Here is a 21,734-nt window from a genome sequence, read left to right as displayed (position 1 = left end):
TGGCGCCGATCCACCGGAGGATGGCCGCCCCGCCCCGGGCGTGCGCGATGGTCCTCCAGACGCTGGTCAACACCTCGGCGGCACGACCACGGCCGACGACGTCCTCGTCCAGCACGCGCGCTGTCCGGAGGGTGCGGCAACTCGTTGGCATACCGCAGAGCAGCTGAGGGCGCTGTCCGCCGCCCGCGTCAGCGACAACGACACGTTCCCGTGTTCAGGGCCGTACCGGCGGCACCACCTCGCCCCGGGCTCGCCCGCACGGCTGCGCGGGTACCCGGTGGAGGTGGTGGACGGCTCGGTCTTCCTGCGGCTGCCCGACCGTGGGTCCCGCTGAGGGGCGTCAGTCGACCGGGCGGGCGTCGGTGTCGGGGACGCGGCGTGGGCGGCGCAGCCGCGGCAGCTCGTGCATGTAGCTGCGGGGGCTGGGCATCGAGAGGTGGTGGGTGTGGGACACCACGGCCACCGAGACCAGGACCCCGACGATCACCAGACCACCGCCGCCGATCAGGGTCCAGCGGGGACCGAGGTACTCCCCGATCCAGCCCAGCACCGGCGCCCCGATCGGGGTCCCGCCCATCAGCACCATCGTGTACAGCGCCATCACCCGCCCGCGGATGCCCGCGTCGCTGCCGAGCTGGACCGTCGCGTTGGCGGCGGTCAGGGCCAGCAGGGCCGAGAGCCCGAGCACGGGGAGGAAGAAGGCGAAGCTCCAGTAGCCCGGCATCAGCCCGGCCACCACCTCCATCGCCCCGAAGACCAGGGCCGCGCCGATCACGAAGCGCAGCCGTGGCGCCTTCGTGCGCCGGGCGGCCAGCAGCGCGCCGGCCAGCGACCCGAAGGCCATGAAGGTGCCGAGGATGCCGTACTCCTGGGCGCCCTTGCCGAACTCCTGCTGGGCCATCAGCGCCGAGGTGAGCTGGAAGTTCATCCCGAAGGTGCCGACGCAGAACACGATGCACAGCACCAGCAGCAGGTCGCTGCGCCCGCGCACGTAGGCCATGCCCTCGCGGATCTGCCCCTTCGCCCGCCCCTTCCGCTCGCTCGGGGTGAGCTGGGAGGCGTCCATCGCGGAGAGGGCGATCAGGAAGGCCAGGTAGGTGAACGCGTTGGACAGGATCGCCCAGCCCGAGCCGAAGGCGGCGATCACCAGACCGGCGACGGCGGGGCCGATGATCCGGGCGGTGTGGAAGGTGGCCGCGTTGAGCCCGATCGCGTTCGGCAGCAGCGAGGCCGGCACCATCTCCGCCACGAAGGACTGCCGGGCCGGGACGTCGATGGCCGACCCGACGCCGAACAGCAGCGCCAGCCCGTAGACCATCTCGGTGGTGGCCAGCCCGGCGATGGCCAGCAGCCCGAGGGCCAGCGCGCAGACCGCCATCCAGGACTGGGAGAACCGCAGCACGGTCCGCTTGTCGAAGCGGTCCGCGATCACGCCGCCGTAGGGCGAGACCACCAGCGTGGGCAGGAACTGCAGGGCCGTGGTGATGCCGACGGCCACCCCCGACCCGCCGGAGAGCTCGAGCACCAGCCAGTCCTGGGCCACCCGCTGCATCCAGGTGCCGATGTTGGAGACGAAGGCGCCGGACTGGAAGACGCGGTAGTTGCGGTGCCTGAGCGCGTCGAACATGCTCACGAGTCGGCCATCCTCAGCAGCAGCTCCGACGCCTCGCGCAGCAGCCGGCGTTCCTCGGGGGTGAGCTCGGCGAGCCGCTCCACCAGCCAGAGGTCGCGGCGGCGACGGTCAGCCAGAACGATCTCGCGGCCGCGCCCGGTCACCTCGACCACCGCCCGGCGGCCGTCCTCGGGGTCGGAGGCCCGCTGGGCCAGCCCGAGCTGCTCCAGCGCCTTGACGGTGCGGGTGATGGCCGGCGGCTGCACCTTCTCCAGCTCGGCCAGCTGGCCCACCGTGCGCGGACCGGACCTGGTCAGGAGCCCGAGCAGGGACAGCTGGTTCTGGGTCAGGCCGAGGCTCTCCTCGTGCATCTGGCGGAGACGGCGCGCCAGCCGCATCACGCTACGACGCAGCCCCTGTGCGAGCTCTCTCGCCCTGGGGTCCGCGGTCGTCGTCATCGACGTCGAGCATAATCTTTAACATGGTTAAAGACAAGGGTTCCTCAGAAGGCGTAGCGGACCCGTAGCCAGGGCGCGTGCTCGCCGATCAGGCCGGTCAGCTCGGCCACCGAGCGCTGCTTGAGCCCAACCCGGTAGCGGACATTCTCGGCCCCGTTCTGGGAGCGCTTCGTCTCCTGCACCTCCGGGCGCCACAGCACCTCCTCGGCCTTGGGGTGCCAGCCGAGGTTGACCTCGTGCAGCCCCTGGTTGTGGGTGAGGAAGATGACCTCGACCGCCGCCTGCGCCTTGGCCCGCTCTCCCAGCACGTCGTCCAGGTGCTGCAGCAGCTCGCGCCAGTCCTGCTGCCAACCGGGGCGGAGCAGGACGGGGGAGAAGTTGAGGTGCACCTCGTACCCGGCGGCCACGAAGTCGTCGACGGCCGCGATGCGCTCGCCGATCGGGGACGTCCGCAGGTCGAGCAGCCTCGCGTCGCGCTCGGGCATCAGCGAGAACCGGATCCGGGTGCGTCCCTGCGGGTCCAGCGCCAGCAGGTCGCGGTTGACGTGCTTGGTGGCGAAGGAGGCCTTGGCGGTGGGCCAGCCGCGGAAGGCGTGCACCAGGTCGGCGACGTTGTCGCTGATGGCGGCGTCGACCGAGCAGTCGCTGTTCTCCCCCAGGTCGTAGACCCAGGCGTCGGGGTCGCACTGGTTGGGCTCGTGCTTGGGACCCTGGCGGGCCACGTGGCGGCCGAGGTGGGCCACGATCGCCTCGATGTTGGTGAAGACGGTGACCGGGTTGGCGTAGCCCTTGCGGCGCGGGACGTAGCAGTAGGCGCAGGCCATCGCGCAGCCGTTGGCGGCCGAGGGGGCGATCCAGTCCGCCGAGCGGCCGTTGGGCCGGGTGGTCAGGGACTTCTTGACCCCGAGCACGAGATCCTCGGTCTTGACCCGCACCCAGCGGGCCACGCTGCCCTCGTTGCCGTGCAGCTCCGGGATCTGCCAGTGCGACTCCACCGGCACCACCTCGGCGTCGGGGAAGCGGGAGAGCACCTGCTGGCCGCGCGCGGAGGCGGCGGCGGCCGGCTCGGCCCAGATCCTGCGAACCTGGAGCAGCCGGGGCACGGTGACGGGCGGGGCCGCGGGCGGCGGCTCGGGCTCGAACAGGGAGGGTTGTGTCATCGTCACCAGGTCTACCCGGTGGCTCTGACAGCTCTCAGTCGAAGAGCGAGCCCTCGGCGGTCGACGCGGTCTCCCACACCGGGGCGGGGAGCTCGGCCTCGCGCTGCTCGGCCACCACGTCGGAGTGCCCGCCGCAGCCGTGGTCCACGCTCACCACCGAGGCGTCGCTCGGGGACCACACGTTGGTGCAGGCGCCGAAGAGACGCCCGAGGTTGCCCTGGAGACGCACGAAGTAGCCACAGCTGAAGCAGCTCCCTGGCGCCTGGCGGGTGGACTCGTTGTCCGGGCCGGCCGGCCCGTCCAGCCAGCGCTCGACGGCCTGGTCGCGCCCGACCGGGGAGAGCACGCGCTCGCGACCCAGTCCGAGCTCGGCGACCACGGCGCGGGTGATGCTGGCCTCGGCGGGGTCGGTGTCGGCGGCGTCCTCACCACCGGTGTAGCCCGGCTCGAGCCGCGGGTCGTCGTCGGGGGTGGGCATGACCACACCCGGGGTGACGTCACCGGCCTCGATCCGCTCCGACCACGGCAGCCAGCTGGGGGCCAGCAGTGCGTCCTCGGTGGGCAGCAGCACCACCTCGTCCACGGTGGCCTTCTTGGCCCGGGAGGCACGGGCGACGGTCACCGACCAGCGCCAGCCCCGGTAGCCGGGGTGGGTGGAGGCGAAGTAGTGGCTGACCACGCGCTCGCCCTCGGCCACGACACCCAGGTGCTCACCGACCTGGCCGCGACCGCCCTCGACCTCGGCGGCCTCGCGGGCCAGCTCGACGGCGTCGGCGCAGACCTGGTCCAGCTTGGGACGGCGGCTGGCCGGCGTCCGGGCGGAGACAGCCACGCTCACAGCTCCAGCTCGTCGGCGACGGCACGCAGCACCGTGGCGACCTGCGTCGCGGTGCGGCCGTCGGGGTGGCGACCCCGGCGGTAGCCGTTGCCGACGCCGTCGAGCATCTTGATCAGGTCCTCGACGATGACGGCCATCTGGTCGGTGGACTTGCGCTGGGCCTTGGACAGCGACGGCGGCTCCTCGAGCACCCGGACCGAGAGGGCCTGCTCGCCCTTGCGACCCGCGATGACCCCGAACTCCACCTTCTGCCCCGCCTTGAGCGTCGTCACCCCGGCCGGCAGCGCCGAGGCGCGCACGTACACATCGCCGCCGTCGTCCGACGACAGGAAGCCGAACCCCTTGTCGGCGTCGTAGAAACGCACCTTGCCAGTGGGCACCAGAACCTCGCTCACGTCGTGCTCGAGCCCGACCGCGACGGTCGAACCCCGACAGCCTATCGAGCCGCGGGCACAATCCCGTACTCCCCGCCCCTCGCCGGGCGCGACTCGGGCTGGCAGGGTGGCGCCATGACCAAGCGACACGCCCTCAGCCGTCTCCCCGAGCGCCTCGCCACCGGCGCCTTCGTGCTCAACTCCGGCCTGCAGAAGTGGCGCGGGGACGAGCAGACCGCCCAGGGGCTGCACGGCATGGCCACCGGCACCTACCCCTTCCTGGCCTCGGTCGAGCCGACCCGCTTCCTCCGGGGGCTGGCGGTGGGCGAGATCGTCGTCGGGACCGCGCTGCTGGTGCCGTTCGTGCCCCGTGCGGTGGCCGGCGCGCTGCTCACCGGGTTCGCCGCGGGGCTGATGGGTCTCTACCTCCGCACCCCCGGGATGCGCGAGCCCGGCAGCCTCGCCCCCACCCAGCAGGGTCTGGCCATCGCCAAGGACGTCTGGATGCTGGGCATCGGCGCCGGGCTGGTGCTGGACGAGGTGCTGGACCGCCGGGCGGACTGACCCGGTCAGCGTCCCAGCGGGGACAGCGGGAGGCTGAGGATCGCCTTGCTGAGCGCCTCCACGGGCTCCGAGGCGCTGGCGGGGTTGGCGACCAGGGCCATCTCGACGTCCGGCAGCGCGGGCAGGTCGGTGCGGCCGGAGAGGTTGCGCAGGTCCGGCGGGACCCGGCTCTGGGCCAGCACGCAGACCCCGAGGCCGGCCCGGACGGCGGCCAGGATGCCGTTGACCTGACGGGTGTTGCAGGTGATCCGCCAGGAGCGCCCGGCGCCGTCCAGGGCACCGATCGCCGCCGCCCGGCCGAAGCTGGGCGCGTGGTAGGTGACCAACGGGACGGGCTGGGCCGGGTCCATCTCGAAGCCCTCCAGACCCACCCAGACCAGCCGGTCCCGGCGCACCATCCGTCCCAGGTCGGTGTCGGCCTCCTGGTTGATGAAGATCAGGTCCAGGTGGTTGCCCTGCAGCCGACGCAGCAGGCTGCCGCTCTGGGTGACGGTGAGCTCGAGGTTGATCCGCGGGTAGAGCTGGCGGAAGTTCCGCAGGATGGTGGGCAGCTCGCCCAGCGCCAGCTCGTCGGCCGCGCCGAAGCGGAGCCGGCCGACCATGGCCGACCCGGTGAAGTAGCTGACCGCCTCGTCCTGGGCGCTGAGGATGCTGCGGGCGAAGCCGGCCATCGCCTCGCCGTTGTCGGTCAGCCGCAGGGTGCGGGTGTCGCGGCTGATCAGCTGGCGCCCGGCGGCCTGCTCCAGGCGCCGGATCTGCTGGGAGACGGCCGGCTGGGAGACGCCCAGCTCGGCGGCGGCCCGGGTGAAGCTGAGGCCGTTGGCGACGGCGAGGAACGTCCGCAGCAGGACGGGGTCGAAGTGGCGATCCACAGCACTCATCATGACTGCTTATAGGACTTATAGCCACCATAGGTCGCCGGAATGTTGTCTCGGTCGGTAGCGTGGCAGCCGTCCTACCCGGACCCACTCCTCCGGACCTCCACCGAGGTCGTCGCGGCAGCGTCGCCGTCGTCCCGCCCAAGCCGACACGTCTCGATCAGGTGATCCCCGTGCGCCGTCTCCCGGCCACCTTCTCTGCCCTCAACGAACCCGCCTACCGACGCTTCCTCCCTGCCCAGCTGATCGGCAGCACCGGGGTGTGGATGCAGCGCATCGCCCAGGACTGGCTGGTGCTCGAGCTGACCGGCTCCGCGGCCGCCGTCGGTCTGGTGGTGGCCATGCAGTTCGCCCCGATGCTCCTGCTGGGGCTGTGGGGCGGGGTGCTGGTGGACCGGTTCCCCAAGCGCCGGCTGCTGGTCATCACCCAGACCACCGCCGCCTCGCTGGCCCTGCTGCTCGGCGTCCTCGCCCTGAGCGGCGTGGTCCAGGCCTGGCACGTCTACGCCATCGCCCTCGCGCTGGGGCTGGTGGTCGTGGTCGACGGCCCGGCACGGCAGGCCTTCGTCAGCGAGCTGGTGCCGCCGCACCAGATCCGCAACGCGGTCAGCCTGAACAGCACCGCCTTCCAGTTCAGCGGCGTGGTCGGCCCGGCGCTGTCGGGTCTGCTGGTCACCCTGGTCGGGCAGGGCTGGTCCTTCGTGGTCAACGGGCTGGCCTGCTCGGCCGTCGCGGCGATCATCTTCGGGCTCAAGCCGCTGTACTCGATGCCCCCGCCCAAGCGGGCACCCGGTGCCCTGCGTCAGGGGCTGCGGTACATCGTGCAGAAGTCGGAGGTGTTCTGGGCCATCTCGCTGGTCGCCCTGGCCGGGCTCTTCGCCTTCAACCTCCCGGTGCTGCTGGCCACCATGGCCGACAGCGAGTTCGGCACCGGCGTGTCCGGCTACAGCCTGCTCACCACCGTGAACGCGCTGGGTGCCCTGATCGGCGGCATCTGGTCCGCCCGCCGCAGCGCCGCCACCCGGCTGCGCTCCCTGACCGTGGGTCTGGGCTCGCTCGGGCTGGTCCTCGCGGTGATGGCGGTGGTGACCAACCAGCTCGCCTTCGCCGGCCTGCTGGTGCTCTGCGGCATCGCCACCATGGCCTTCCTCATCGGCGCCAACTCGATGATCCAGCTGACGGTCACCCCCGAGGTCCGCGGCCGCGTGATGGCGGTCTACACCATGGCCCTGCTCGGTGGTCAGGCCATCGCCGGCCCGGCCATCGGCCGTTTCAGCGACGCCTTCGGCCCCCGCCCGGCGCTGGTCCTCTGCGGCGTCAGCATCCTGGTGGTCACCGCCCTGCTGGCCCTCCTGATGGCCCGCCAGTCCCACCTCCGCCTGGCCCTGCACCGCGGCCCCTGGACCCCGAAGCTGCACATCGTCCGCGTCCCCTGACCCTTCTCGGGTGCGGCGAGTCGGCCCGATCGGGCGCCTCCCGCCCGCCAGAGGCGACGCCCAGCGGCAACTCGCCGCGGCTGGCGTGAAGCACCTCGCGCAGTCCTGGGCCGAGCGAGGCGCGCTGGGACGGGGCGGTCAGGTGCGATCGTCCAGCAGCGGGAGCGGCGAGTCGCCCCGATTGGACGCCTCCCGCCCATCGAAGGCGACAAAGATCGGCCACTCGCCACGACCGACGTGAAGCACCTCGCGCAGCCCAGGACGAGCGGGCGCGCTGGGACGGGCGGTCAGGTGCGATCGTCGCGCAGCGGAGCGGCGAGTCGCCCCGATTGGTCGCCTCCCGCACGCCGGAGGCGACGCACAGCGGCGACTCGCCGCGACTGGCAAGGAGAGGCGACGGCCGGGCGACCGTCACCGACCTCGGAGCCGAGCCTGGTAGCGGACCGCAGCCCCTGCGGTCCCCCCGACCTCGTGAAGGCCCGAGCGGTCACGACCTGAGCGCGCACCAACCCGTCACCCCGGCAGGAGCGACGTGCTCCTCCCCGGCGAGGTGTCGGGGTGTGGCGGGCGTTGGGAGAACTCCTCCGAGGAACGAGGAGGAGGCTCGACCGGGCGGGACACCTCGCCGGGGAGGAGCACGGCGCGGACCCACCAGGAAGAACCGAGAACAGCGCTCAGGCGAACCGCTGCCACGCGGGTTTGCCGGCGTAGACCTCGCGGTAGTAGTCCCCGAGCTGGAGACGGCTCGCCGCCAGCTCGTCCACCACGACGGTGGCCCGCTGGTGGAACTGCAGCACGCTGGCCGGGACCAGGGCCGTCACCGGACCCTCGACGGTCGCCGCGACGGCCTGCGCCTTCGCCTCGCCCTGGGCGACCAGGACGACGTGGCGGGCGTCCATGATGGTGCCGAGGCCCTGGGTGAGGCAGTGGGTGGGGACGTCCTCGAGGCTGTCGAAGAACCGCTGGTTGTCCAGCCGGGTGCGCTGGGTCAGGGTCTTGATCCGGGTGCGCGAGGCGAAGGACGAGGTGGGCTCGTTGAAGCCGATGTGGCCGTTGCTGCCGATGCCGAGGATCTGGACGTCCACCCCACCGGCCTCGGCGATGGCCCGGTCGTAGCCGGCGGCGGCCTGCTCCAGGTCCTCGGCGCTGCCGTCGGGCACGTGGACCCGGTCGGGGTCGAGCCCGAGCGGCTCGGTGACGGTGCGGTGGATGACGCTGCGGTAGCTCTCCGGGTGGGCGGGGTCGAGACCCACGTACTCGTCGAGGGCGAAGGCGCTGGCCCGGCCGAGGTCGAGCCGGCCCTCGCCCACCATCAGCTGGAGATGGCGGTAGATGGCCAGCGGCGAGGAGCCGGTGGCCAGACCGAGCACCGGCCGGCTCGCGGCGGCGCAGACCTGGCCCACCTTGGCGGCGGCGACCCGTCCCACCTCGTCGGCGTCGGGACAGATGATGACTTCCACTCACTCGCTCCTCGGGCCGGGTCGGTCGTGACGCGGGTCATGCTAGTGGCCAGCGGCGATACGATGGCCGGCATGGCGACCTGGGAGGACGGACCGGAGTACGCGCCCCACCAGCGCCCGGACCAGTTCGAGGCGCCGCGCGAGGCCACCGCGCTGGACGCCGCCGCACCCGCCCCGCCCCCGCCGCCCCGCGCGCCGCTGCAGCCGCCGACCGGGTACCAGCCGCCCCAGCAGGTGGCTCCGCTGGACACCCTGGTCCCCCGCACCGACGTGCCGCGCGACCCGCACCGCGCCTTCGAGGTGGTCAGCGCGATGATGACCGAGCAGTCCGCGGTGGGACCCGCCTGGAACGCCGCCCACTCCAGCTCCTGGGCCCCTCCGGGGACGGCGCCGGTCCCCGTCCCCGCCGCCCCGCCGGGGCACGACCCCCGGCAGCCCTTCGTCGCCACCCAGGGGATGCGGCCGGGCCAGCAGCCGCCGGTGCCCGGACCCCCGCTGCCCGCGCCCGGCACCGACCAGTGGTTCTCCCCGGTCACCTGGGCCCCGCCGCAGGTCCCCACCGACGACCGCAGCCTGCTGCGCCAGGTGGTCGACGGCGTCGGCACGCCGCTGCTGATCTTCCTGGCCATCGGCCTGATCCCGATCCTGTCCCCGTTCGCCGTGGTGGCCGCGCTGCTGCTGACCGGCATGGCCCGGCGCCGTCGCCAGCAGCTGCGTCTCGGGCTGCTGATCGGGCTGGGCTTCGTCACCCTCGGCGGCATGGTCGGCTTCGTCCAGACCCTCTCCTGGGCCGGGACGGTGGAGGCCCTCCGCTCCCCGTCGGTGCTGGTCTGCCTCGCCATGCTGGTGGCGGCCCCGGTCATCTCCTACCTCAGCATCCAGGCCGGCGAGCCCGAGCAGCGTCCCCAGGCGTCCACCCGCGGCTCGTCCAGCTGGGGCTGAGCGTGGCCGCGCGCACCCTCGGCGAGGCCCTGGCCGCCTTCTCCCCCGACGACCTCACGACCCTGCTCCGCCACCGCGAGGACCTGGTCCGCCCGCTGCCGGCCGACTTCACCGAGCTGGTGCAGCGGGCGCTGACCCCGGCCTCGGTGGCCCGGGCCCTGGACCGGCTGGACGCCTGGCAGCGGACCGTGGCCCTGGCGCTGGCCGCCTCCGCCGACGGCGCCGACGCGGCCGGGGTGCACGCGCTGCTGGGGGTCGGCACCCCCGCCGAGGTGGCGGCCGCCGTGCAGGACCTGCGGCTGCGCGCGCTGCTGTGGGGCCCCGACGAGGAGCTGCACCTGGTCCGCACGGTCCGGGAGGCCTTCGGGCCCCACCCCGCCGGGCTGGCCCCGGTCTCGAACCGCCCGCTGCCGGCCGCCGAGCTGGACCGGGCGCTGGAGCAGGTCGGGGACGAGGAGCGCGTCATCCTGGAGCGGCTGCTCTGGCAGCGGCCGGTGGGTGCGCTGCGGCAGGCCGACCGGCGGGTGACGCTGGCCGAGGCCCGGAACCCGGTGGAGCGGCTGCTGGCCCTGGGGCTGCTCCGCCCGGCCGACCCCGAGACGGTGCTGCTGCCCCGCGAGGTGGCCCTCCTGCTGCGCGGAGGTCGGCTGGTGGCCGAGCCGCCGCCGGTGCACCCGCCCGAGCTCGGACCGCGCTCCCGGTCGGCCTCGCTGGTGCGGGGCGCCGGGGCGGGGGCGGCCTGGGCCCTGGTGCACGACGTGGAGCAGCTGGTGGAGGACCTGGACCGGCGGACCGTCTCGCTGCTGCGCGACGGCGGGGTGTCGGCGCGCGACGTGACGGCCATGGGTCGCCGCGCCGAGCTGCGTCCGGAGCAGTCGGCGATGCTGCTGGAGTGGGCCTCGGCGGCCGGCCTGGTGGCCGCCGACGGTCCCCGGCTGCTGCCCACCGCCCGGTTCGACCGCTGGACCACCACCCCGGGGGCGCAGCGGTGGCTCCAGCTGGTCCGGGCCTGGCGGTCCAACCCGCGCTGGCCGGTCGCGGCCGGGCGCGCCGGCGCCCACCCCCTGGGTGAGGAGGCCGAGCTCCGGGGCGCCACCGAGATCCGCGCCGGCATCCTGGCCGTGCTGGCCGAGCAGCCGGTCGGCCGGCAGGTGGACCCGGCCGGGCTGGTCGACGTGGTGGCCTGGCACCACCCGGCGTGGGCGGAGCGGCTGCCGCTGGCCGAGCTGGTGACCGACCTGCTGAGCGAGGCCGAGCAGGCCGGGCTGACGGCGATGGGCGCGGTCTCACCGCTGGCCCGGGTGGCCGTCGGCGCCGACCTCGACCCCGAGCTGGCCGCCCTGTTCCCCGACCCGGTCGGCCACCTGGTGGTGCAGGCCGACCTGACGGCGGTGGCCCCCGGCCCGCTCCTCCCGGAGGTGGCGCGGGTGGCCCGGCTGCTGGCCACCCAGGAGTCCCGCGGCGGCGGCGGGGTCTACCGGTTCACCGAGTCCAGCCTGCGCCGGGCCTTCGACGCCGGCTGGTCGCTGGCCGAGATCGAGCAGTGGCTGGCCGAGCACTCCTCCACCGGTCTGCCCCAGCCGCTGCGCTACCTGCTCTCCGACGTGGCCCGCCGCCACGGCAGCATCCGGGTGACACCGGTGCTGGCGGTCGTCCGCTGCGACGACGACGCCCAGGCCACCAGCCTGCTCGGACGTCCCGAGGCCGGCGCCCTCGGGCTGCACCGGCTCGCCCCGGGCCTCCTCGCCGCCGCGGCCGAGCCGGACGAGGTGGTGCGGGTGCTGCAGCAGCTGGGGCTCGCCCCGGTGGCCACCGACGCGTCGGGCGCCACGCTGACCGCGCCCGCCCCGCCGCGGGCCCGCGAGCCCGGCCACCGCGGGGAGGAGCCGCTCGAGCCGGTCGACCCGGCACTGGCCGCGGAGCTGCTGCTGGCCCGCGAGCAGGACCGCAGCGCCCGCGCCCGCGCCGTCGACTCCGCGGTGGACGTCCTCACCCGGGCCGCCTCCGACGGCACCCGCGTGGTGGTGGACTGGGTCACCGACGAGGGCGAGTCGACCACCCGCCGGGCCCGGGTGCTGACCATCACCGCGGGGGCGGTGCGGCTGGCCGGGTCCCCCGGCGACCGGGGCGTCACCGTCCCGCTGGCCCGGGTGGTCGGCGCCCGGGTGGACGCCGGCGGCTGAGCGCCGGTCGGGGTGGGCCTCGCCCGACCCCACCTGTCGTCGCACATTTCACCTCGCGTTGGGCCGGACGACGTCCGCACCGGGTTCGCTGGAGCCGTGATCCTCCCCCGCACCGCAGCCCTCGGCCGACGAGGCTTCCTCGGCGTCACCGCCGCCTCCCTGACCGCGCTGCCGCTGGCCGGGCTGGTCCGTCCCTCGCTGGCCCCCGCCGGGCTCACCGGCGACCCGTTCCGGCTCGGTGTCGCCTCCGGTGACCCGCTGCCCGACGGGGTGGTGCTGTGGACCCGCATCGCCCCCGACCCGGTGGCTGAGGACGGCCTGGGCGGCGTGCCGGACCCGCGTCGCCCGATCGGGGTCCGCTGGGAGGTGTCCACCGACGAGACGTTCCGGGGCCGCAGCGTCGTCCGCCGGGGTGTGGCTGTCGCCGAGGCCGACCTGGCCCACTCGGTGCACGTCGAGGTCGACCGCCTCCAGCCCGACCGCGTGTACTGGTACCGCTTCCGCGTCGGGGCGCACATCAGCCCCGTCGGCCGGACCCGGACGGCCCCGGCCCAGGACGCGGTGCTGGGGTCCATGACGTTCGCCTTCATGAGCTGCCAGGCCTACAACAACGGCTACTTCACCGCGTTGCGGCACCTCGCCGCCGACGACCTGGACGTCGCCTTCCACCTCGGTGACTACATCTACGAGGGGGGCTCGGTGAACGGGGTCGACGGCCGCGTCAACCGACCCCTGCACGAGCTCGTCACCCTGTCGGACTACCGGATCCGCTACGGCCTCTACAAGAGCGATCCCGACCTGCAGGCCGCGCACGCCTCGGTCGCCTTCGTGTCGGTGCCCGACAACCACGACATCCCGTTCGACCACACCGTCGACCCCGACCCCCCGGCGGCCCTGGAGCGCCGCGCCGCCGCGTACCAGGCCTACTACGAGAACCTGCCGCTGCGCCGTACGTCGCTGCCCAGCGGTCCGGCGATGCAGCTGTTCCGCCGGGTCCGCTACGGCCGGCTGGCCGACTTCCACGTGCTGGACACCCAGCAGTACGCCAGCGACCAGGCCCTGGACGAGACGCAGAACCTGGAGATCCGCGACGACCCCGACCGCACCCTCCTCGGCGACCGGCAGGAGCAGTGGCTGCTCGAGGGCATGACCTCCTCCACCGCCGCCTGGAACGTGCTGGCCCAGCAGTCCAAGGTCGCCGAGACCGACGACACGGTGGGCCCGGGTGAGGACTTCGGCGGCGGCGGCAACTGGGACGGCTACGACCACTCCCGGGAGACGCTGTTCGACGCCGTGCACGAGCGCGGCATCGACAACATGGTCGTCGTCTCCGGCGACGCGCACGCCAACATGGCCGCCGACCTGAAGCCGCGCTCCAAGGACCCGGACTCCCCCGTCGTCGGCGCCGAGTTCCTGGGCACCTCCATCAGCACCGGCGGGGACGGTCAGGACCTTGGTGCGGCCGGGCGGAGGCGCCTGGAGGAGAACCCGCACGTCCGCTTCTACAACAACCGCCGGGGCTACCAGCGCTGCGTCGTCACCCCCGAGGTGCTGCGGACCGACTACCTGGTGCTGCCCTCGGTCACCACCCCCGACGCCCCGGTCGTCACCCGCGCGGTCGGCTACGTCGAGAACGGCCGGCCGGGCGTCGCGCAGGTCGAGGACGGGACGGTCGTCTGAGGCGGTCACGCCCGTTGGCCGGGGGGAGCAGAATGGTCCCCATGCCCGGAACCCCCCACGAGCGCCCGTGACCGGGCCCCTCGTCGTCCAGTCCGACCGCACCCTGCTGCTCGAGGTCGACCACGAGCAGGCCGCGGCCTGCCGGCTGGCCATCGCCCCGTTCGCCGAGCTGGAGCGGGCGCCGGAGCACATCCACACCTACCGGCTGACTCCGCTGGGGCTGTGGAACGCACGCGCGGCCGGGCACGACGCCGAGCAGGTGGTGGACGTGCTGCTGCAGTACAGCCGCTACCCGGTGCCCAGCTCGCTGCTGGTCGACGTGGCCGACACGATGGACCGCTACGGGCGGCTGCGGATCGAGAAGCACCCGGTGCACGAGCTGGTGCTGGTCTCCACCGACAAGGCGGTGCTCACCGAGGTCACCCGCAGCGCCAAGGTCAAGGGCCTGCTCGGGGCCCGCATCGACGACGAGACCGTCGCCGTGCACGCCTCCGAGCGCGGCCACCTCAAGCAGACCCTGCTCAAGCTGGGCTGGCCGGCGGAGGACCTGGCGGGCTACGTCGACGGGGAGAAGCACCCGATCGAGCTGGTCACCGACGGCTGGGAGCTGCGGCCGTACCAGATCCAGGCCAGGGACGGGTTCTGGGCCGGCGGGTCCGGTGTGGTGGTGCTGCCCTGCGGGGCGGGGAAGACGATCGTGGGGGCGGCGGCGATGGCCAAGGCCTCGGCCACCACGCTGATCCTGGTCACCAACACCGTCTCGGCGCGGCAGTGGCGCGACGAGCTGATCAAGCGCACCACCCTGACCGCGGACGAGATCGGTGAGTACTCCGGGGCCCGGAAGGAGATCCGTCCGGTGACGATCGCCACCTACCAGGTGATCACCACGAAGCGGAACGGGATCCACCCCCACCTGGAGCTCTTCGAGGCGCGGGACTGGGGCCTGGTGGTCTACGACGAGGTGCACCTGCTGCCCGCCCCGGTGTTCCGGATGACGGCCGACCTGCAGGCCCGGCGCCGGCTCGGGCTGACCGCCACCCTGGTCCGCGAGGACGGCCACGAGGGTGACGTCTTCTCCCTGATCGGTCCCAAGCGGTTCGACGCGCCGTGGAAGGACATCGAGGCCCAGGGCTGGATCGCGCCCGCCGACTGCGTCGAGGTCCGGGTCACCCTGACCGACGGGGAGCGGATGACCTACGCCATGGCCGAGCCGGACGTCCGCTACCGCCTGGCCGCCTCGGCGGAGTCGAAGATGGCGGTGGTGGAGCAGCTGGTGCACCGGCACGCCGGGGTGCCGCGGCTGGTGATCGGGCAGTACGTCGACCAGCTCGACGAGCTGGCCGAGCGCCTGGACGCCCCGCTGATCAAGGGCGAGACCACCACCCGCCAGCGCGAGAAGCTCTACCAGGCCTTCCGCGACGGCGAGATCGACCTGCTGGTGGTCAGCAAGGTGGCCAACTTCTCCGTCGACCTGCCCTCGGCCCAGGTGGCGATCCAGGTCTCCGGCGCGTTCGGCTCCCGGCAGGAGGAGGCCCAGCGGCTCGGGCGGCTGCTGCGTCCCCAGGAGGGCAAGTCCGCGCGCTTCTACGCCGTGGTCTCCCGCGACACCGTCGACGCCGAGTTCGCCCAGCACCGCCAGCGGTTCCTGGCCGAGCAGGGCTACTCCTACCGGATCATCGACGCCGAGGAGGTCGGCGCCGAACCCGAGGCCTGAGCCCCGGGGCGCCCGCTACGTGCGGGTGCGCAGGAAGTCGCGGTGGCGGTCCAGGTGCAGCACGGCCAGGGAGCCGGCGGCGGCGAACAGCAGCGCGGCCACCACCGCCACCGGGCGGTAGCCGACGGCCTCGGCGGCGAAGAGGGCCACCGAGCCGGCCAGGAAGCCGACCACCTGCGGCGGGGTGTTGACCAGGGAGTAGTCCGTGGCGGCACTGGCCGGCCGGGAGTAGTCCATGTTGACGGTGTAGAGCACCGCGGTGAGGGCGCAGAAGGCGACGTAGTACACCGCCACCACCGGCGCCACCAGCAACCGCTCCGCGTCCCCGAACGCCACCACGACCAGGGCCACGGCGCCCAGCACCAGCACGCACGCGCTGGCCACCACCGTCCGGACCCGCCCGAGCTGGCGCACCATCAGCCCGCCCAGCAGCCCGCCGACCATGCCGGCGACGCCGGTGAGGACGCCGTTGACCCCCGCCACCTCGGTCAGGCTCCAGCCGCGGTCGACCAGGGCCGGGCCGAGCAGGGCCGTGACCATGCCGGCCCCACCGACGGCGAGCGGGACCACCAGCAGGGACCAGGTGGCGGCGCCGGGCTGGCGGAGCACCGTGCCGAGGGCGGCGAAGGAGTCGGCCAGCCGCGCGGTGCGGCGCTCGACGACGGGTTCGCGGAGCAGCACGATGTTGAGCAGGGGCAGCGCGGTGACGGCGGCGAGGAACAGCATCGCGGCCGCCCAGCCCCAGCGGTCGTAGACCACCACGGTCAGGCCACCACCGAGCAGGTTGCCCAGGTAGCCGCCGAGGACCTGCAGGCCGTTGGCCAGCCCGCGCTCGCGGCCCCGCATCACCAGCAGCGCGATGGCGTCGCTGGCGGTGTCCTGGGTGGCGGAGAGCATGGCCAGCAGGACGCCGAGGACGATGATCGGCGCCAGGTTCGAGAGGTCGCCGAAGGGGATCAGGGCCAGGATGGCCAGCACCATCAGCGGCTGCAGCACCAGCAGCCAGCCCCGGTAGTGCCCCAGCCGGCGGGAGCCCCAGCGGTCGACGACCGGCGCCCAGAGCACCTTCAGCGGCCAGACCAGACCGGCCAGTGCGAGCCAGCCGAGCAGCTCCAGGCTGTAGCCCTCGTCGCGGAGGATGGCCGCGAGCCCCGTGGCCAGGAAGCCGACCCCGACGAACTGGGTGACGTAGAGACCGGTGACCAGCGCGTTGCGCTGGGCGGCGCCCATGCCCCCCGGCGCACCGCCGCCGGCTCCCCGGTCCAGCGACGCCGTCGACGGCGATGATCGGCTCACGTCAGTCCCCCTGTGCTCGCGGGTAAGGCTAGCCTCACTCGGGGACGGCCGCGACGTCCTCCCAGGTGTCGAGGTCCAGGGCCTCCAGGCCGCGGGCGGGGACGGTGGCCAGCCTCAGCCCCGAGACCACGTCACGCACGGCCCGGTCCCGCCCGTCCCCGGTCAGGGCCCCGGCGAGGGCGGCGGTGCGGTAGCAGCCGGTGAGCCACTGCGGACGTCCGCCGGGATCGCCCAGCACCGCCCCGTCGGCCTCCGGGTCGGCCCGCACCGCGGCGAGCAGCCGGGGCAGCGCGCTGGCCACGAACGGGGCGTCGCAGGCCAGCACCACGGTCAGCGCCCCCGGCTCGCGGTCGCGGGCGAGCTCGGCCAGCCCGGCCACCAGCCCGGCCACCGGCCCACCGAGCGGCGGACGCTCCTGGGTGCGGCGGGGGCCGTCGGGGACGACGAGCGACTCGGGCCCGACCACCACGGTCGTGCCGGCCCCGGACAGCGCGCCGAGCACGTGGTCCAGCAGCCGCCGGCCCCGCACCTCCACGTCGGGTTTGCTGGCCCCGCCCAGCCGACGCGCCCGGCCGCCGGCCAGCACCAGGGCGTCGTAGCCGGTGGGGACCTCGACCGGGACGGTGGACTCCTCGGGTCGGCCGAGGTCCAGCACCGGGCCACCGGCGCGCCCGGCCCGGACCAGCTCGGTGGCCTCGGCCGGCCAGATCCAGGCGTCGGTGGTCCCCAGCCCGGCCAGCGGCCACCAGCGGTGCTGCTGGATGGTCAGCCGCTCCTCCTCGGTGTGCCCGGCGACGTCGACCTCGAAGCGGTCGAGCTCGAGCAGCCAGAACGACTCGCGCTGGATGATGACCTGGTCGCTGTAGCCGTGCACCACCTCCCGCCGGGCCACCGGACCGCGCAGCTGGTCGGGGGTCACGGTGATCCCGGTCTCCTCGGCCAGCTCCCGCACGGCCGCCTCGAGCTCGGTCTCACCGGGGTCGACGCCCCCGCCCGGGGTCATCCACCAGGAGACGCCCGGCACCCCGGGGTCGGTGTCCTCGAAGAGCAGCAGCTCCTCCCCCGCGGCGGACCGGCCGACCACCAGCACCCGGACGGCGTCGCGGTGCAGGTGGTCGCGCTCGGCCGGCGGGACCGGGGTGAACGTGCGGTAGCGGGGGCTGCTCGCGGGTGGCTCCACAGCGACACCCTAGGGTGAGACCGACTCGCAAGGAGGCGACCATGGCCATCGCAGTGCTCGACCGCTCCCGCACCATCGCCGGACCAGGCTTCAACCGCTGGTTGATCCCGCCGGCGGCGCTGGCGATCCACCTGTGCATCGGCCAGGCCTACGCCACCAGCGTCTACAAGACCGCGCTGGTGGAGCACTTCGACGTCTCGCTCACCGCGATCGGGCTGGTCTTCTCGATCGCGATCGTGATGCTCGGGTTGTCCGCGGCCGTCTTCGGCACCTGGGTGGACACCGGCGGCCCGCGCCGGGCGATGGTCGCCGCCGCGCTGTGCTGGGCCACCGGCTTCCTGGTCGGCGGGCTGGGCATCGCCACCGGCCAGCTCTGGCTGCTCTACCTCGGCTACGGGGTGATCGGCGGGATCGGCCTGGGCATCGGCTACATCTCCCCCGTCTCCACGCTGATCAAGTGGTTCCCCGACCGGCCTGGGCTGGCCACCGGGATGGCCATCATGGGCTTCGGCGGCGGGGCGATGATCGCCAGCCCGCTCTCCTCCACCCTGCTCGGCCTCTACGACCCGGCGGCGGCCGCGGCGGGCGGGGTGCCGGCGGGACTGGCGGTGGCCAAGCTCTTCGTCACCCTCGGTCTGGCCTACCTGGTCCTGATGCTGTTCGGCGCCTGGCTGGTGCGGGTCCCCGCCGACGGCTGGCGACCGGCCGGCTTCGACCCCTCCGAGGTGCGGCAGAAGTCGATGGTGACCACGGCCAGCGTCTCGGCCAACAACGCGATCCGCTCACGGCAGTTCTGGCTGCTGTGGGTGGTGCTGTTCTGCAACGTCACCGCCGGCATCGGCATCCTCGAGCAGGCCGCGCCGATGATCCGCGACTTCTTCCGCGACGGCGAGGAGTCCACCGTCGCGGCGGCCGCGGCGGCCGGGTTCGTGGGGCTGCTGTCGCTGTGCAACATGCTGGGGCGCTTCCTGTGGTCCTCCACCTCCGACGTGATCGGGCGCAAGAACATCTACGTGGTCTACCTCGGGCTGGGCATCGTGCTCTACCTCGGGCTGGCCCTGGCCGGCTCCACCGCGGTCGTCCTGTTCGTGGTGCTCGCCGGCATCATCATCAGCTTCTACGGCGGCGGGTTCGCCACCGTCCCGGCCTACCTGCGCGACCTCTTCGGCACCTACCAGGTCGGGGCCATCCACGGCCGGCTGCTGACCGCCTGGTCCGCGGCCGGGGTGGCCGGCCCGCTGATCGTCAACGGCTTCCTGGACGCCCGGGGCGAGCCCGGCGCCCTGGTCGCCGACGACTACCGCCCCGCGCTGCTGACCATGGTGGCCGTCCTGGCGGTGGGCTTCGTGGCCAACCTGCTGGTGCGCCCGGTCTCCGAGCGGCACCACGAGCCGGAGCGCCCTGCCGACGTGCGCACGGACACCGTCGAGGACCGCGCGGACGACAAGGCCCCCGGCGGCGTCACCCCGCTGCTGGTGGTGGCGTGGCTGGCCGTCGGCATCCCGCTGGCCTACGGCGTGGTGCAGACGGTGCTCCGGGCCAGCGCCCTGTTCACCGGCTGAGCGCTCAGCTCTGGTGCAGCGGCTGGGGGTGACGGCCCCCGGTGTCCTCGGAGATGTTGCTCGAGCCGCTGGTGGTGGTGCTGCTGGAGGACCCCTCCGGCTCACCGGGCCGGGACAGCGTGATGATGACCGACTTCGAGGTCGGGCAGTTGCTGGCCTCGGCGGTCGAGTCCAGCGGCACCAGCGGGTTGGTCTCGGGGTAGTAGGCCGCCGCGCAGCCGCGGGGGGTCTCGTAGGCGATGCACCGGAAGCCGCGCACCGTGCGGTCGCGGTCGTCGTCCCACACCGAGGTGATGTCGACCATGTCGCCGTCGGAGAGCCCGAACATCGTCAGGTCGTCGGGGTGCAGGAAGATGACCCGGCGCCCTCCCTCGACCCCGCGGTAGCGGTCCGACAGCCCGTAGATGGTGGTGTTGAACTGGTCGTGGCTGCGCAGGGTCTGCAGCACCAGGTGGCCCTCGGGCACCTGCACCACGTCCATCGGCGAGACGCTGATCTCGCCCAGCCCGGACTCGGTGGTGAAGGTGCGGGAGTCCCGCGGCGGGTGCGGCATGGTGAAGCCGCCGGGACGGTCCACCCTGGCCTCGTAGTCGGCGCAGCCGGGCACGACGTTGGCGATGTGGCGCCGGATCACCGAGTAGTCCCGGCCCATCGCCGCCCAGTCGATCCCGGCGTGGCGGTCACCCAGGGTGGCGCGGGCGATGCCGGTGACGATCTGCACCTCCGAGCGCAGGAACGGGCTCGCCGGCTCCAGCACGCCGCGGGAGGCGTGCACCGAGGACATCGAGTCCTCGACCGTGACGAACTGCTCGATGCCGTCGTGGACGTCCTTCTCCGTGCGGCCCTTGGTGGGCAGAATCAGCGCCGTCTCACCGCACGCCAGGTGGGAGCGGTTCAGCTTGGTCGACACCTGCACCGTCAGCCGGGTGCGGCGCATGGCCTCCAGCGTGACCTCGGTGTCGGGAGCGGCGTGGACGAAGTTGCCCCCCAGGCCCATGAACACCTTGACCGTGCCGTCGCGCATGCCCTGGATGGTGCGGACGGTGTCCAGCCCGTGCTCGCGCGGCGGCTCGAAGCCGAACTCGTCGTGGAGGGCGTCCAGGAAGGTGTCCGGTGACCGCTCCCAGATGCCCATCGTGCGGTCGCCTTGCACGTTGGAGTGCCCGCGGACCGGGCAGAGACCGGCGCCCTTCTTGCCGATGTCGCCGCGCACCAGGGCCAGGTTGGTGACCTCCTTGATGGTGGCCACCGCGTTGCGGTGCTGCGTCAGCCCCATCGCCCAGCACCACACCGTGGCGTCGGAGTCGCGGATCATCTCGGCGGCCTCGGTGATCTGGGCCCGGGTCAGCCCGGTGATCTCCTCGATGCGGCTCCAGTCGACCTGGCGGACGTGCTCGGCCCAGGCCTCGTAGCCGCGGGTGTGGGTGGCCATGAACTCGTGGTCGACGGCGTCCCACTCCACCAGCAGCGAGCCGATCCCCTGGAAGAGGGCGAGGTCGCCGTTGACCCGCACCGGGAGGTGCAGGTCGGCGATGTCGATGCCCTTGCCGATCACGCCGCGCGGCTTCTGCGGGTTGCGGAAGTTGACCAGCCCGGCCTCGCGCAGCGGGTTGATCGCGATGATCTTGGCCCCACGGAGCTTGGCCGTCTCCAGCGCCTGCAGCATCCGCGGGTGGTTGGTGCCGGGGTTCTGGCCGGCGATCACGATGCACTTGGCGTGGTAGACGTCGTTGAGGCTGATGCTGCCCTTGCCGATGCCGATGGTCTCCACCAGCGCGACGCTGGTGGACTCGTGGCACATGTTCGAGCAGTCCGGCAGGTTGTTGGTCCCCAGGGCCCGGACGAAGAGCTGGTAGGCGAACGCGGCCTCGTTGGACGCGCGCCCGGAGGTGTAGAACGCCGCCTCGTCCGGAGACTCCAGCCCGTTGAGGGTGTCGGCGATCAGCCGGTAGGCGTCGGCCCAGTCGATCGGCTCGTAGTGGGTGCCGCCGGGGCGCTTCACCACCGGGTGGGTGATCCGGCCCTGGTGGCCGAGCCAGAGCTCGTCGTGGGTGTCCAGCTCGGCGATGCTGTGCCGGGCGAAGAACGCCGGGGTCAACCGGTCGGTGGTCGCCTCCTCGGCGACGGCCTTGGCGCCGTTCTCGCAGAACTCCGCGGTGTGGCGGTGCTCGGGGTCCGGGTCGGGCCAGGCGCAGCTCATGCAGTCGAACCCGTCGGCGTGGTTGAGCTTGAGCAGCGTCTGAGCCGTGCGCTTCACGCCCATCGCCTTGAGCGAGCGGCGCACCGACACCGCCACCGCCGTGACGCCCGCCGCGGCGGACTTGGGCTCGTGCACCTCCAGCCCGGGCTCGCGCGGGTCGGGTCCGTCTGTCGTCGAAGCATCCATGGGTCGACCTC

17 protein-coding genes are annotated in these 21,734 nt (G+C 73.4%); 7 read left to right on the top strand and 10 right to left on the bottom strand.

The features are described 5' to 3' along the window. Positions 1-340 precede the first annotated feature (340 nt). From BLT52_RS09920 to BLT52_RS09900, 5 genes are read right to left on the bottom strand one after another with little or no spacing between them, the layout of a single operon-like run. Positions 341-1,627, bottom strand: coding sequence for an MFS transporter (locus BLT52_RS09920; RefSeq protein WP_090592876.1), 1,287 nt, complete (start codon positions 1,625-1,627; stop codon positions 341-343). A 2-nt stretch (positions 1,628-1,629) separates the two neighbouring features. After that, a complete protein-coding gene (locus BLT52_RS09915; RefSeq protein WP_090592874.1) occupies positions 1,630-2,070 on the bottom strand; it encodes a MarR family winged helix-turn-helix transcriptional regulator in 441 nt (146 codons plus the stop codon). A gap of 44 nt (positions 2,071-2,114) precedes the next feature. Next, the gene (locus BLT52_RS09910; protein ID WP_090592872.1) at positions 2,115-3,230 is read right to left on the bottom strand and encodes a spore photoproduct lyase family protein; all 1,116 of its coding nucleotides are present in this window, start codon (positions 3,228-3,230) and stop codon (positions 2,115-2,117) included. A 34-nt stretch (positions 3,231-3,264) separates the two neighbouring features. Beyond that, positions 3,265-4,068 (bottom strand): DUF3027 domain-containing protein, encoded by an 804-nt coding sequence (locus BLT52_RS09905; protein WP_090592869.1) that lies wholly within the window; start codon positions 4,066-4,068, stop codon positions 3,265-3,267. Then, positions 4,065-4,448 (bottom strand): cold-shock protein, encoded by a 384-nt coding sequence (locus BLT52_RS09900; protein WP_090596568.1) that lies wholly within the window; start codon positions 4,446-4,448, stop codon positions 4,065-4,067. Before BLT52_RS09900 ends, BLT52_RS09905 begins: the two co-directional genes overlap by 4 nt. Positions 4,449-4,577: 129 nt before the next feature. Here BLT52_RS09900 and BLT52_RS09895 point away from each other — a divergent pair, with 129 nt between their 5' ends. Beyond that, a complete protein-coding gene (locus tag BLT52_RS09895) occupies positions 4,578-5,006 on the top strand; it encodes a DoxX family membrane protein (protein ID WP_090592867.1) in 429 nt (142 codons plus the stop codon). Between the two features lie 5 nt (positions 5,007-5,011). Here the strand turns inward: BLT52_RS09895 and BLT52_RS09890 are convergent, their stop codons facing one another. Further along, positions 5,012-5,887 (bottom strand): LysR substrate-binding domain-containing protein, encoded by an 876-nt coding sequence (locus tag BLT52_RS09890; protein WP_090596567.1) that lies wholly within the window; start codon positions 5,885-5,887, stop codon positions 5,012-5,014. Positions 5,888-6,057: 170 nt separating this feature from the next. Between BLT52_RS09890 and BLT52_RS09885 the strand changes: the two genes are divergently transcribed. Continuing rightward, complete coding sequence (locus BLT52_RS09885; protein ID WP_157677046.1) at positions 6,058-7,320, top strand: MFS transporter; 1,263 nt, start codon at positions 6,058-6,060, stop codon at positions 7,318-7,320. Between the two features lie 674 nt (positions 7,321-7,994). Here BLT52_RS09885 and nagB read toward each other — a convergent pair. Continuing rightward, on the bottom strand, positions 7,995-8,780 hold the full coding sequence (gene nagB / locus BLT52_RS09880) for a glucosamine-6-phosphate deaminase (protein ID WP_090592862.1): 786 nt from the start codon (positions 8,778-8,780) through the stop codon (positions 7,995-7,997). A 72-nt stretch (positions 8,781-8,852) separates the two neighbouring features. On the opposite strand from nagB, the gene BLT52_RS09875 reads away from it, so the two are divergent. From BLT52_RS09875 to BLT52_RS09860, 4 genes are all read left to right on the top strand, one after another. Beyond that, positions 8,853-9,722: a hypothetical protein gene (locus BLT52_RS09875; protein ID WP_157677045.1), complete on the top strand. Its 870-nt coding sequence runs from the start codon at positions 8,853-8,855 to the stop codon at positions 9,720-9,722. 2 nt (positions 9,723-9,724) lie between these two features. Next, a complete protein-coding gene (locus BLT52_RS09870; protein ID WP_090592858.1) occupies positions 9,725-11,905 on the top strand; it encodes a helicase-associated domain-containing protein in 2,181 nt (726 codons plus the stop codon). 96 nt (positions 11,906-12,001) lie between these two features. Beyond that, on the top strand, positions 12,002-13,585 hold the full coding sequence (locus tag BLT52_RS09865) for an alkaline phosphatase D family protein (RefSeq protein WP_197679275.1): 1,584 nt from the start codon (positions 12,002-12,004) through the stop codon (positions 13,583-13,585). A 67-nt stretch (positions 13,586-13,652) separates the two neighbouring features. Further along, a complete protein-coding gene (locus BLT52_RS09860; RefSeq protein ID WP_090592855.1) occupies positions 13,653-15,299 on the top strand; it encodes a DNA repair helicase XPB in 1,647 nt (548 codons plus the stop codon). 15 nt (positions 15,300-15,314) lie between these two features. Here BLT52_RS09860 and BLT52_RS09855 read toward each other — a convergent pair whose 3' ends face one another. After that, positions 15,315-16,595: an MFS transporter gene (locus tag BLT52_RS09855; RefSeq protein WP_157677044.1), complete on the bottom strand. Its 1,281-nt coding sequence runs from the start codon at positions 16,593-16,595 to the stop codon at positions 15,315-15,317. Positions 16,596-16,629: 34 nt separating this feature from the next. Beyond that, complete coding sequence (locus BLT52_RS21220) at positions 16,630-17,775, bottom strand: NTP transferase domain-containing protein (protein WP_231946580.1); 1,146 nt, start codon at positions 17,773-17,775, stop codon at positions 16,630-16,632. A 41-nt stretch (positions 17,776-17,816) separates the two neighbouring features. Here BLT52_RS21220 and BLT52_RS09845 point away from each other — a divergent pair, with 41 nt between their 5' ends. Next, the gene (locus BLT52_RS09845) at positions 17,817-19,337 is read left to right on the top strand and encodes an OFA family MFS transporter (RefSeq protein WP_090592851.1); all 1,521 of its coding nucleotides are present in this window, start codon (positions 17,817-17,819) and stop codon (positions 19,335-19,337) included. 4 nt (positions 19,338-19,341) lie between these two features. On the opposite strand, the gene BLT52_RS09840 is transcribed toward BLT52_RS09845, so the two are convergent. Then, the gene (locus BLT52_RS09840; protein WP_090592850.1) at positions 19,342-21,723 is read right to left on the bottom strand and encodes an FdhF/YdeP family oxidoreductase; all 2,382 of its coding nucleotides are present in this window, start codon (positions 21,721-21,723) and stop codon (positions 19,342-19,344) included. Positions 21,724-21,734: the final 11 nt, after the last annotated feature.

Origin of the sequence: Auraticoccus monumenti (assembly GCF_900101785.1) — a bacterium.
GTDB classification, from domain to species: domain Bacteria; phylum Actinomycetota; class Actinomycetes; order Propionibacteriales; family Propionibacteriaceae; genus Auraticoccus; species Auraticoccus monumenti.
The sequence above is the reverse complement of the archived record's forward strand: the minus strand, read 5'-3'. Positions and strand labels throughout refer to the sequence as shown.